Source organism: Nocardia sp. NPDC004260, from assembly GCF_053603155.1.
Genome location: NZ_JBSGEZ010000001.1, coordinates 171,178 through 185,343, shown reverse-complemented (window position 1 = coordinate 185,343; position 14,166 = coordinate 171,178). Strand labels below are relative to the sequence as shown.

The 14,166-nt window shown below is 70.5% G+C and carries 1 protein-coding gene (only partly in view); it reads left to right on the top strand.

What is annotated here, in order from left to right; genetic code table 11:
- A protein-coding gene (locus tag ACWEO7_RS00905; RefSeq protein WP_452419924.1) for a non-ribosomal peptide synthase/polyketide synthase crosses the window boundary here: on the top strand, window positions 1–14,166 show its 3' end. The gene continues 29,574 nt to the left of window position 1, outside the view; the window shows 14,166 of its 43,740 coding nt (coding positions 29,575–43,740); the start codon falls outside the window, past its left edge; the stop codon is at window positions 14,164–14,166.

The following is a 14,166-nucleotide window of genomic DNA, read 5'->3' as shown; positions in this document are numbered from 1 at the left end:
GGCCCGACCGAGGCCGCGGTCGACGTCACCTATCACGAGGTGACCGAGGCCGACACGGTGTCGGTGCCGATCGGCGCTCCCGTGTTCAACACACAGGTGTACGTGCTGGATTCGCGCCTGCACCCGGTGCCGGTGGGTGTCGCGGGTGAGCTGTATCTCGCGGGCGTGCAACTGGCCCGCGGCTACGTCGCGCGTCCCGATCTGACCGCTGACCGGTTCGTGGCCAACCCGTACGGCGCGCCGGGCGAGCGGATGTACCGCACCGGCGACCTCGTCTCCTGGACCGACAAGGGCGAACTGGAGTACCTGGGCCGCACCGACTTCCAGGTCAAGCTGCGCGGTCTGCGCATCGAGCTCGGCGAGATCGAGTCGGCGCTCACCGCGCTGGACTCGATCGCGCAGGCCGTGGTCGTGGTGCGCTCGGACGAGCGGCTGGGCGACCAGTTGGTGGCGTACGTCATCGCGACCGCGGGCCGCTCGGTGGACATCGAGGGCGTGCGTTCCGAGCTCGGCGGCGAGCTGCCCGCCTACATGGTGCCGTCGGCGTTCGTCGTGCTGGACGCGTTCCCGCTGAACGCCTCCGGCAAGCTGGACCGTAAGGCGCTGCCCGCTCCGGTGTTCGAGGCCAAGGTGTTCCGCGCGCCGTCCACCCCGATCGAGGAGATCGTGGCCGGCACCTTCGGTGACGTGCTCGGTGTCGCGCGGGTCGGCCTGGACGACGACTTCTTCGAACTCGGCGGCAACTCGCTGCTGGCCACTCAGGTGACCGCGCGGCTGGGCGCCGCGCTGGACACCCAGCTTGCGGTCCGCGACCTGTTCGAGGCGTCCACCGTGCTGGCGTTGGCCGCCAGGGTGGAGCGCAACGCCGGGTCCGGCCGCGACCGGCCGCGCCTGGAGGCCGGGGAGCGGCCGGCGCGCATCCCGCTCTCGCCCGCGCAGCAGCGGTACTGGTTCCTCAACCAGTTCGACACGGCTACTTCGGCGGTGGACAACATCCCGCTGGCCGTCCGCTTGTCGGGCACGCTGGAGGTGGCCGCGCTGGAGCAGGCCATCGGTGACGTGTTCGCTCGTCACGAGGTGCTGCGCACCACCTACCCGCGCTCGGCGGAGGGCCCGCACCAGGTGATCCGTCCGGCGGACCGGTCAGCGGCGGCGCTCACCCCGATCGACGTGGCCGAGGAGGACCTGCTCGGCGCCGTCATCGGCTTCGCGCTGACCACCTTCGACGTCACCGTCGAGGTGCCGTTGGCGGTGGCGCTGTTCCGCATCGCCGACAACGACCACGTGCTCGCGTTCACCGTCCACCACGTCGCGGCCGACGGCTCGTCGATGGGCCCGCTGGCGCGCGACGTGATGGCCGCCTACGTGGCCCGGGTGCAGGGCGAGACGCCGCAGTGGCAGCCGCTGCCGGTGCAGTACGCCGACTACGCGCTGTGGCAGCGCGCGGTGCTCGGATCCGAGGACGATCCGGAATCGCTGGCCGCGCAGCAGGTGGCGTACTGGCGCCAGGCGCTGGCGGATCTGCCCGATCAGCTGGAACTGCCCGCCGACCGGCCGCGCCCGCCCGCGCAGTCGTTCCAGGGCAAGGCGATCCGCTTCGAGATCGACCCGCAGCGGCACGCCCGCCTGCACGAGCTGGCGCGCGCGCACAACGCGTCGCTGTTCATGGTGGTGCACGCGGCACTGGCGGTGCTGCTGTCGCGGTTGTCGGGCACCGACGACATCGCGGTCGGCACCCCGATCGCCGGTCGCGGTGAACGCGAACTCGACGACCTGATCGGCATGTTCGTCAACACCCTGGTGTTCCGCACCACAGTGGCGCCCGGTGAGCGCTTCGCCGACCTGCTCGGCGACGTCAAGGAACGCGACCTGGAGGCGTTCGCCAACGCCGACGTGCCGTTCGAGCGCCTGGTCGAGGTGCTCAACCCGGTGCGCTCGACCGCGCGCAACCCGCTGTTCCAGGTGGGCCTGTCGTTCCAGAACCTGGCCGAGACCACCTTCGAGCTGCCCGGCCTGACGGTGAGCGCGGTCAACTTCGACTCGCAGCTGGCCAAGACCGACCTGCACGTCACGCTCTACGACCGGTACGCCGACGACGGCACGCCCGCCGAGATCATCACCGAATTCGGCTACGCCACCGATCTGTTCGACGAGGACACGGTGCAGGGCTTCGCCGACCGGTTCCTGCGAGTGCTCGACGCCGTGCTGGCCGACGCCACGGTGCGGGTGGGCGAGATCGACCTGCTCGCCGCCGAGGAGAGCGAGCGCATCCTCACCGCGTGGAACGCCACCGAGCACGAGGTCGACCAGACCGCGACGCTGGTGTCCTTGCTGGACGCCACGGTGGCCGCGACCCCGGCGGCCGTGGCGCTGGTCGCCGACGAGCCGACCGGCCGTCGCGAGCTGACCTACGCCGGGCTGGACGCGCGGGTCAACCGCCTGGCCCGGTACCTGATCGGCCGCGGCGTCGGCCCGGAGGACCGGGTCGCGCTGGCGATCCGCCGCAGCAGCGACCTCGTGATCGCCATGTATGCCGTCGCGAAGGCCGGTGCGGCGTACGTGCCGATCGATCCGGACCAGCCCGCCGAGCGGACCGACTACATCCTGGGCACCGCCGCGCCGGTGTGCGTGCTGACCACCGGCCGGGACGGGTTCCACACCGCGGCGGCCGATGTCGTGCAGATCGACGGGCTCGACCTCGCCGAGTACTCGACGGCTCCGGTGACCGCGGCCGAGCGCACGGGCGCCCTGACCCCGGCGAACACCGCGTACGTGATCTTCACCTCCGGTTCCACCGGTCAGCCGAAGGGCGTCGCGGTGCCGCACGCGGCGATCGCCAACCAGCTGCAATGGGAGACCTCCGTCTTCGAGCTGGGCGCGGACGACGCGGTGCTGCTGAAGACGGCGGCGACGTTCGACCTCTCGGTCTGGGAGTTCTGGTCGGCCGCGGTTTCCGGCGGCCGCCTGGTGATCGCCTCCGCCGACGGACATCGCGACCCGGCGTACCTGAACGAGCTGATGCGCGCCACCGGCGTCACCACGCTGCACGTGGTGCCGTCCATGCTGGACGCACTGCTCACCGAATCCGGTGGCCGCCTGTCGGATTCGCTGCGGCGGGTGCTGGCCATCGGTGAGGCGCTGCCCGCCGCGACCGCCCAGCGGTTGCGCCGTAACAACGCCGCCGAACTGCACAACCTCTACGGTCCGACCGAGGCGGCGGTGTCGATCACCAGCCACCTGGTCACCGATGCCGACGAGGCGGCGGTGTCGATCGGCGCGCCGGAGTGGAACAGCCGGGTCTACGTGCTCGACTCGCGCCTGCGGCCGGTTCCGGTCGGTGTTTCGGGTGAGTTGTACCTGGCCGGTGCGCAGTTGGCGCGCGGGTACTTCGGTCGTGCGGACCTGACCGCGGACCGGTTCGTCGCCGACCCGTTCGGCGCGCCGGGCGACCGGATGTACCGCACCGGCGACCTGGTGGCCTGGAGCGCCACCGGCGAGCTGGACTACCGCGGCCGCACCGACTTCCAGGTGAAGATCCGCGGCTTCCGCATCGAGCTCGGCGAGATCGAGGCCGCGTTGCTGCGGCAGGACGCGGTGAGCGCCGCGGCCGTCGTCGCGCACACCGATCCGAGCATCGGCGATCGGCTGGTCGCCTACGTGGTGACCCGCACGGGCGCGCTGGACAAGCGGGCGCTGCAGTCCGCGCTGTCGGCCGAGCTGCCGTCGTACATGGTGCCGTCGATGCTGATCGGGCTGGAGGCGTTGCCGCTCAACGCCAACGGCAAGCTGGACCGCAAGGCGCTGCCGGAGCCCACCTTCGAGAAGGCGGTGTTCCGCGCGCCGGTCACGCCGATCGAGCAGATCGTGGCGAACACCTTCGCCGAGGTGCTGCGGATCTCCGATCGCGAAGGCGGCGAGGCCAAGCGCCTCGGCCTGGACGACGACTTCTTCGCCTGGGGCGGTAACTCGCTGCTGGCCACGCAGGTCGCCGCCCGCCTGGGTGAGGCGCTCAACACGCGGGTGCCGGTGCGTCTGCTGTTCGAGGCGTCCACCGTCGCCGCGCTGGCGGTGCGGGTGGAGCAGCACGCCGACATGGGCGGCCGCCGTGCGCTGACGGCGGGCCCGCGGCCGGAGCACATCCCGCTGTCGCTGGCGCAGCAGCGCATGTGGTTCCTCAACCGGTTCGACACCCAGTCGGCGGCCTACAACGTGCCGATCGCGGTGCGGTTGTCCGGCGCGTTGGACGTGGCCGCGTTGCGTGCCGCGATCGCGGATCTGGTGAGCCGCCACGAGATCCTGCGGACGGTGTACCCGCAGACCGAGGCGGGCCCGGTGCAGGTCATCCTGCCGCCCGCCCAAGCCGTGCCGCGCTTGGAGGTGCGGGTGGTCGCACCGTCGCAGATCGAGTCGGCCGTGGTGGCGCTGACCTCGACGATCTTCGATGTCACGACCGAGGTGCCGGTGAAGGTCGCGCTGTTCCAGATCGCCGGGGAGGGCGCGCAGATTCCGGCGGACGGGTCGGTGGACTACGTGCTGGCCATGGTCGTGCACCACATCTCCGGTGACGGCTCCTCGGTCGGCCCGCTGACCAGGGACCTGATGATCGCCTACGCCGCGCGGTCGGCGGGCGAGGCGCCGAACTGGGCGCCGCTGGAAGTCCAGTACGCGGACTACAGCATCTGGCAGCGCGAACTGCTCGGCGACGAGGCGGATCCGGAGTCGCTGGCCGCCAAGCAGGTCGCCTACTGGCGCCAGGCGCTGGCCGAGCTGCCCGATCAGCTGGACCTGCCCTCGGACCGGCCGCGCCCCGCGGTGCAGTCGTTCGCGGGCGGCAAGGTCGAGCTGCGGGTGGACGCGCAGACCCATCAGGCGCTGATCGAGCTGGCGCGTGCCGAGGGCGCGACGCTGTTCATGGTCGTGCACACCGCGCTGGCGGTGCTGCTGGCCCGGTTGTCGGGCACCGACGACATCGCGATCGGCACGCCGATGGCGGGCCGTGGCGAAGCCGTTCTGGACGACCTGATCGGCATGTTCGTCAACACCCTGGTGTTCCGCACCCGGGTCGAGGCGGGCGAGGCGTTCACCGATCTGCTGGCCCGCCAGCGCGAGACCGACATCCAGGCGTTCGCCAACGCCGACGTGCCGTTCGAGCGCCTGGTGGAGGTGCTCAACCCGGTGCGTTCGACCGCCCGGCACCCGCTGTTCCAGGTGGGTCTGTCGTTCCAGAACCTGGCGCAGTCCGCGCTGGAGTTGCCCGGCCTGAGCGTGTCCGGCCTGGACATCGACACCGAGCTGTCCCAGTTCGACCTGCACCTGATCGCGACCGACCGCTACGACGACGCCGGCGCGCCCGTGGGTATCACCGGCTTCTTCACCTACGCGACCGACATGTTCGACCGCGCGACGGTGCAGGGCTTCGTGGACCGGTTCGCGCGTCTGCTGGGCGAGATCATCGCCGCGCCCCGCACCCCGGTCGGCGACCTCGAACTGCTCGACGCCGCAGAGCGGACCCAGTTGCTGAGCGCGCGCAACGCGACCGACCAGCCGGTGGACACCTCCGCCACGCTGGTGTCGCTGCTGGACGCCACGGTGGCGGCCGGCCCGAAGGAAGTCGCGCTCGTCACCGAGGACGGCGAGTCGATCACCTACGGCGCACTCGATGTTCGGGTGAATCGTCTTGCGCGGCATCTGATTTCGCTGGGTGTCGGTCCGGAGTCGCGGGTGGCGCTGGCGTTGCGTCGCTCGGTGGATTTGGTCGTGGCGATGTATGCGGTGGCGAAGTCCGGTGGTGCGTATGTGCCGGTGGATCCGGATCAGGCTGCCGAGCGGACGAGCTACATCTTGGAGACGGCGGCACCGGTTTGTGTGCTGACGAATGCCGACGCCGAGTTCGAGACCGATGTCGCGCCGGTGGTGCGGATCGACGAAATCGACTTGTCGGGTGTCGATGCGACGCCGGTCGCTGATGCCGATCGTGTGGGACCGTTGCGTCCGGAGAACACGGCGTACGTCATCTTCACCTCCGGTTCGACGGGTCGCCCGAAGGGTGTGGCTGTTTCGCACGGCGCGATCGCCAACCAGTTGCAGTGGAAGAACGTCGAGTTCGGGCTCGACGCGGCGGATGCGATTCTGCTGAAGACGGCGGCGACGTTCGACTTGTCGGTGTGGGAGTTCTGGTCGGCGGCAGTGTGCGGTGGCCGTTTGGTCATCGCCTCGCCGGACGGTCACCGTGATCCGTCCTACCTCAACGAGTTGATGGCGCGCGAGTGGGTCACCACGCTGCATGTGGTGCCGTCGATGCTGGACGCGCTGCTGACCGCCGGTATGCCGAACTCGCTGTGGCGGGTGCTGGCGATCGGTGAAGCGTTGCCGGGTGCGGTGGCGCAGCGGTTCCTACGGGAACACCCGCGCACCGAGCTGTTCAACCTCTACGGTCCGACCGAGGCGGCGGTGTCCATCACCAGCCACCGGGTCACTCTCGCCGACGGGACATCCGTGTCGATCGGCGCGCCCGAATGGAACAGCCAGGTCTACGTCCTCGACTCCCGGCTGCGGCCGGTGCCCGACGGCGTCTCCGGTGAGTTGTACCTCGCCGGTGCGCAGTTGGCGCGCGGTTACTTCGGTCGTGCGGACCTGACCGCTGACCGGTTCGTGGCCAACCCGTTCCAGCCCGGTGCGCGGATGTACCGCACCGGTGACTTGGTGGCCTGGACCAGCACCGGCGAACTCGAGTACCGGGGTCGTACGGACTTCCAGGTCAAGATTCGTGGCTTCCGTATCGAGTTGGGTGAGATCGAAGCCGCGCTGCTCGCGTTGCCGGAGATCGCGCAGACAGCGGTGATCGCGAAGTCGGATCCGAAGACCGGTGACCGTTTGGTGGCCTACCTGGTGGCGAGCGACACCGAAGCCGGTGTCGATGTGGCGCAGGTGAAGTCCGAACTCACCGCTGGGTTGCCGTCGTACATGGTGCCGTCGGCGTTCGTGGTGTTGGACGCTTTGCCGTTGAACGTCAACGGCAAGCTCGACCGCAAGGCGTTGCCGGAGCCGGAGTTCGAGGTTCAGGCGTTCCGGGCGCCCTCGACGCCGATCGAAGAGATCGTGGCGTCGGTGTTCGCTGAGGTGCTCGGGGTGGAGCGTGTCGGCGCGGATGACGACTTCTTCGCGCTCGGTGGTAATTCGCTGTTGGCGACGCAGGTGGCGGCGCGTATCGGCGCGGCATTGGATGCCCGTGTGCCGGTGCGTGTGTTGTTCGAGGCCTCCACTGTCGCCGGGTTGGCCGCGAAGGTGGAGCAGCATGCGGGCGCCGGTGGTCGTCGCGAGCTGGTGGCCGGTCCGCGTCCGGAGCGCATCCCGTTGTCGCTGGCGCAGCAGCGCATGTGGTTCCTCAACCAGTTCGACACCGCCTCGGCGGTGAACAACATCCCGGTGGCCGTGCGGCTCACCGGCGAGCTGGATGTCGAAGCGCTGCAAGCGGCGGTCGGGGACGTCATCGCCAGGCACGAGACCCTGCGCACCGTCTACCCCGAGCACGGCGGCGCGGCGCACCAGGTCATCGTGCCCGTCGAGCGGGCCGTTCCGGACCTGCGGCCGGAAGCCGTCGCGCCCGAGGACATCCGGCACCGGATCATCGAGGTGATCTCTGCCGGGTTCGACGTGACCACCGAGGTTCCGTTGCGGGCCAAGCTGTTCCGCGTCACGGCGGCGGGCGGCGGGGCGGGAGCCGGCACAGCGTACGTGCTCGTGTTCGTCGCGCATCACATCAGCGCCGACGGCTGGTCGATGGGCCCGCTGACCCGCGACGTGATGCTGGCCTACGCGGCCCGTTCGGCCGGTGTGGAACCGGGTTGGGCGCCGCTGCCGGTGCAGTACGCCGACTTCAGCCTCTGGCAGCGTGACGTGCTCGGCTCCGAGGACGACGCGCAGAGCCTGATCTCCCAGCAGGCCGAGTACTGGCGTGCCGCGCTGGCCGGGCTGCCCGACGAGCTGAACCTGCCCGCCGACCGGCCGCGTCCGACGACGCAGTCGTTCGCCGGTGGGCGCGTGGTGTTCCCGATCTCCGGTGAGCTGCACGGCAGGCTCACCGAGATCGCCAGGCAGCAGAACGCGACGCTGTTCATGGTGGTGCACGCCGCGCTGGCGCTGTTCCTGGCGCGTATGTCCGGCACCGACGACATCGCCGTCGGCACGCCCATCGCGGGCCGCGGCGAGGCCGAACTCGACGACGTGATCGGCATGTTCGTCAATACCCTGGTGCTGCGTTCGCACGTGGACGGCGACCTCACCTTCGACCAGTTCCTGGCCCGCACCAAGGACGCCGACCTGCAGGCGTTCGCGCACGCGGACCTGCCGTTCGAGCGGCTGGTGGAACTGCTCAACCCGGAGCGCTCCACCGCGCGGCACCCGCTGTTCCAGGTGGCGCTGTCGTTCGAGAACTTGCCCGAGAGCAGCTTCGAGCTGCCCGGACTGCACGTGGGCGCGGTCGATTTCGACGTCGACACCGCCAAGTTCGACCTGTCGCTGACCATCCGCGAGGCAGGGGAGAACCCCGACGACGCGGGCATGTACGCGGAGTTCTCCTTCGCGCGCGATCTGTTCGACGACGAGACGGTGCGGGTGTTCGCCGAGCGGTTCACCAGGCTGCTCACCGCGATCGCCACCGACCGGGAAACCCCGATCGGCGACCTGCCGCTGCTGGACGCGGCCGAGTACGACCTGCTCACGCACGTGGCGGGCGAGGACGTCATGGCCACCGGCCTGCTGCCGGACCTGCTGCAATACGGCGCGCGGCTGGACCCGGAGCAGATCGCGGTGCGCTACCAGGGTCGCTCGATCACCTACCGCGAACTGGACGAGTACTCCTCGCGCCTGGCACGGGTGCTCATCGCGCGCGGTGTGGGACCGGAGCGCATCGTGGCGCTGTCGTTCCCGCGCTCCTACGAGATGGTCGCGGCGTTCTGGGCGGTGGCGAAGGCGGGCGGCGCGCACGTGCCGGTCGACCCGACCTACCCCGAAGATCGCATGCGGCACATGGTCAACGACTCCGGCGCGGTCATCGGCATCACCGCGAGCGAGTACGTCGACCGGCTGCCGCGCGACGTGGAGTGGCTGCGGATCGACGACCCGGCGCTGGGCGAGCTGATCGAGAGCCAGTCCGCCGAGCAGGTGACCGACGCCGACCGCAACGCCGTGCTGGCGATGCGTCATCCGGCGTATGTCATCTACACCTCCGGCTCGACCGGTATGCCCAAGGGCGTCACCGTGACCCACGCGGGCATGGGCGGCTTGGTCGGCGTCGCGGCGGATCTCTACCAGCTGGAATCGCACCATCGGTTCCTGCACATCTGCTCGCCGAGCTTCGACCCGTCGGTGCTGGAATGGCTGTGCGCCGCCTACACCGGCGCGACGCTGGTGGTCGTGCCCTCGACCATCATCGGCGGCCCGGACCTGGCGGAGCTGCTGCGCACCGAGCGGGTGAGCCACACGATCATCACCCCCGCGGTGCTGGGCACGGTCGATCCGGAAGGCATGGAGGCGCTCGAGGTGGCGTCGGTCGGCGGTGACGTCACCACGCCGGAACTGCTGGCCAAGTGGTGGCCGGGCCGCAAGTACTTCAACGCCTACGGCCCGACCGAGACGACGATCATCTCGTCCTACGCCCAGCTCACCCCGGGCAGGCACATCACCATCGGCCGTCCGGTGCGCGGCATGTCCGCGCTGGTGCTGGACAACCGCCTCAACCCGGTGCCGCCGGGCGTCGCGGGCGAGTTGTATTTGGCCGGTGGCGCGCTGGCGCGTGGCTACCACAACCGCCCCGACCTCACCGCGGAACGGTTCGTCGCCAACCCGTGGAGTGACGAGGGCGCGCGCATGTACCGCACCGGTGACGTGGTGCGCTGGTTCGCCGAACCCGGCGAGCGGGCGGGCAACGCCGCGGTGGCGTCGGTGCCGTGGCACCTCGATTACGTGGGCCGCTCGGACTTCCAGGTGAAGATCCGCGGCTTCCGCATCGAACTGGGCGAGATCGACACCGTACTGGCGAGCCACGAGGACGTCGAGTACGCGATCACCATCGGCCGCAAGACCGAGGCGGGCGCGACGATCCTGGTGTCCTACGTGCTGGCGGCGCCGGGCCGGGAGATCGACACGGCGAGGCTGACCGAGTACGCCTCGCGCACCCTGCCGCCGCACATGGTGCCGACGGCGATCGTGGTGATCGACGAGATCCCGCTGACCCCGGTCGGCAAGCTGGATCGCAAGGCGCTGCCCGAGCCCGAGCTGGCGCCGCGCGAGTTCCGCGCGCCGGCCAGCGAGGTCGAGGCCGTCATCGCCGAGGTGTTCGCCGAGGTGCTCGGCGTCGACCAGATCGGTTTGGACGACTCGTTCTTCGCGCTCGGCGGCGACTCCATCCTGTCGATCCAGCTGGTCTCGCGGGCCAAGGCGCGTGGCGTGCTGTTCACTCCGCGTGACGTGTTCGAGCGGCGCAGCGTGGCCTCGCTGGCCGAGATCGCCGCGCTGGGCGCGGGCACGGAGCAGGTGCGGCTGGAGGAACTGCCCGGCGGCGGTGTCGGCGAGATCCCGCTGACCCCGATCATGCGGCAGATCCTCGCGAGCGGCTCGTCGTATCAGCGGTTCTCGCAGACCATGGCGCTGCGGCTGCCCGAAGGCATCGACCGAAAGACCCTGGTCGCCACCATCGCGGCGGTGTTCGACCACCACGACGTGCTGCGGTCGCGGCTGCGCCGCACCGGCGGGGACTGGACATTCGAGGCGCTGCCGCACGGCGCGGTGGACGTCGACGCGCTGGTGCACCGCGTGGACCTGGCCGCCGACGCCGACGAGGCGGAGCTGGCGCGGGTGGCCACCGAAGCGCTCGACGGTGCGTTGGGCAGGTTGGATCCGGCCGAGGCCGCCATGGCGCAGTTCGTCTGGTTCGCCTTCGAAGGCGAGCGGCGGGACGTGCTGTTGATCGTCGCGCACCACTTCGTGGTCGACGGCGTGTCCTGGCGCATCCTGATCCCGGATCTGGCGGTGGCCTGGTCGCAGCTGGTCGCCGGTCAGCCGGTGGCGCTGCCCGCCAACGGCACCTCCATGCGGCGCTGGGCGCACAGCCTGGTCCAGGCGGCGAGCGCGCCGGATCGGGTCGCGGAACTGCCGTTCTGGCAGCAAGTTTCGGCCACACCGGATCCGTTGCTGGGCGAGCGTGGGTTCGATCCGGCGGTGGACACGTTCGCCACCGTCGAGCGGGTCGAGGTCACCGTGCCCGCGGAGGTCACCGACGCGGTGCTCACCGCGATCCCGGGCCTGTACCGGGGCGGTGTGAACGACGGTCTGCTCTCGGCGCTGGCCATGACGGTCGCCCGTTGGCGCGGCGACGGTTCGGACGCGGCGCTGGTGAAGCTGGAAGGCCACGGTCGTGAAGAGGACGTCGTGCCGGGCGCGGATCTGTCGCGCACGGTCGGCTGGTTCACTTCGGCCTACCCGGTCCGGCTGGACCTGGCCGGTGCGGATCTCACCGACGCGTTCGCCGGTGGCGCCGCGCTCGGCGAGATCGTGAAGTCGATCAAGGAGCAGCTGCTCGCGGTGCCCGACAAGGGCCTCGGCTACGGCCTGCTGCGGCAGCTGAATCCGGAGACCGCGCCGAGCCTCGGCTCGTCCGGGCAGATCAGCTTCAACTACCTGGGCCGGATGTCGGCCGGGGAGATCCCCGAGCAGCTCGCCGAGATCGGCTGGGTGCCGGTGGCCGACCTGGGTCAGCTGGATGTCGACATGGACCTCGACATGCCCGCCAACGCGACGATCGACATCAACGCCATCGTCACCGACTCCGACGAGGGTCCGCGACTGGGCGCGTCGTTCGCCTTCCCGACCGGTCTGCTGAGCAGGGAGCGGGTCCAGGAGTTCGCCGACCTGTGGGTCGAGGCGCTCACCGCGCTGGCCACCCACGCGCGGCGGCCCGACGCGGGCGGCTTCACGCCGTCGGACATGCCGCTGGTGCGGGTGCGGCAGCCCGACCTCGAGCAGTGGGAGCGGAGCTACCCGGCGCTGGCCGAGGTGTGGCCGCTGTCGCCGCTGCAGTCGGGTCTGCTGTTCCACGCGATGATGACCCAGTCCACCGTGGACGTCTACACCATGCAGGCCGTGGTGGACCTGGGCGGCACGCTGGACGTGGCGCGGCTGCGTGCGGCGGCTCAGGGCATCGTCGACCGGTACCCGAACCTGCGCACCGCGTTCGTCACCGACGCCGACGGGCAGGCCGTGCAGGTGGTGTTGGATCGGGTCGAGGCGCCGTGGCGCGAGGTGGATCTCACCGGGCTGCCCGCCGACGAGCGGACCGCGGAGCTGCGCAGGCAGGTCGCGGCCGATCAGGCGACGCACTTCGACATGGCCACGCCGCCGCTGATGCGGTTCACGCTGTTCCGCAGCGACGCCGCGCAATGGCACCTGGCCATCACCACCCACCACATCCTGCTGGACGGTTGGTCGATGCCGCTGCTCATGCGGGATCTGCTGGTGCTGTACGCGGTGCGCGGCGACCAGACCGCCTTGCCGCGGGTGGCCTCCTACCGCAACTTCCTCGGCTGGCTGGCCGGGCGCGACCGGGACGCCTCGCTGCGCGCTTGGGCGACGGCGCTGGAAGGGGTCAACGAACCCACCCAGCTCGCGCCGCAGCCGCGCGGCGCCGAGAACTACGAGATCGGCAAGGTCGTCACCGAACTCGACGCCGACCGCACCCGCCGGATCACCAAGCACGCCGCCGAACTCGGCGTCACGGTGAACACGCTGGTACAGGCCGCGTGGGGCATCCTGCTCGGACGTCTGACCGGACGCGGCGACGTGGTGTTCGGCGCGACGGTGTCCGGCCGTCCGGCCGAGCTGCCCGGTGTCGAGTCGATGGTGGGTCTGTTCATCAACACGCTGCCGGTGCGGCTGCGCATCGATGACCGCCAGAGCATCGGCGAGCTGCTCGGGCGCTTGCAGGGCGACCAGGCGGGTCTGCTCGAGCACCACTATGTGGGGCTCACCGACATCCAGCGGGTGGCGGGCACCGGAGCACTGTTCGACACGCTGCTGGTGTTCGAGTCGTATCCGATGGACAAGGAAGCGATCTCGGCCGCCAGCTCGATCGACGGCATGTCGGTGACCGGTGTCGGCGTCAACGACGCCACGCACTACCCGATGACCCTGCTGGTGATGTCGGAGGCCACGATCGAGCTGACCCTGAAGTACCTGGGCAGCCGGTTCACCGCCGAAGAGGTCGAGATCCTCGCCGAACGGCTGGTGCGGGTGCTCGACGCGCTGCTGGGCGATCCGGAGGCGCTGGTCGGGGACATCGACATCCTCGACGAGGGCGAGCGGGCCCGGCTGCTGGTCGAATCCGGCGTCACGGCCGCGGCTTCCACGCCGGAGCCGGTGGGCCGGGTCGGCGCTCGCACGGTGTCCAAGGTGCTCGCCGAGGTCGTCGAAGAGGACCCGGATGCGCCCGCGCTGCTGGCCGGTGAGGACGAGGTCGCCTTCCACACGCTGGATCGGCGTTCCTCGCAGCTGGCCCGGGTGCTCATCGACCGCGGTGCGGGACCCGGCGACGTGGTCGCGGTGACGCTGCCGCGTTCGGTGGACGCGGTGGTCGCGGCCTGGGCGGTGCAGAAGGCCGGTGCGGCATGCCTGTTCGCGGGCGACCGCACCGCCGAGGAGCTGGCCGCGGCGGGTACCGCGTTCGGGATCTCCGCGGGCTCGGTGGCCGACAGCGACATTCGCTGGCTGGCACTCGACGACGCCCAGGTCCAGCAGGACATCGCCGCGGCGGCCGCGCATCCGGTGTCCTACGCCGACCGGGTCCGCCCGCTCGGCGAGGAACACCCGGCGTTCGTCGTCACCACGGCGAACGGAGTCGTCGCGATCACTCAGTCCGAGGCACTGGACGAGGCCGAACGCGTGCGCGATGAGCACGAGATCGACTACGAGTCGACCACGTACACCACCGCACTGTCCGGCCGCGCCGCCGTCCTGGAGTTCTTGGTCTCCGCCACCGCCGGAGCCCTGTCCGTCCTCCCGACCGGCGACCTCGAGACCGACCTCACCGAAGGCGAGGTCACCCACTGGTTCGCCTCGCCGGGTGAATCGACCGACGCGGCGGGCGAGGAGATCACGATCGTGATCGCGGAATAG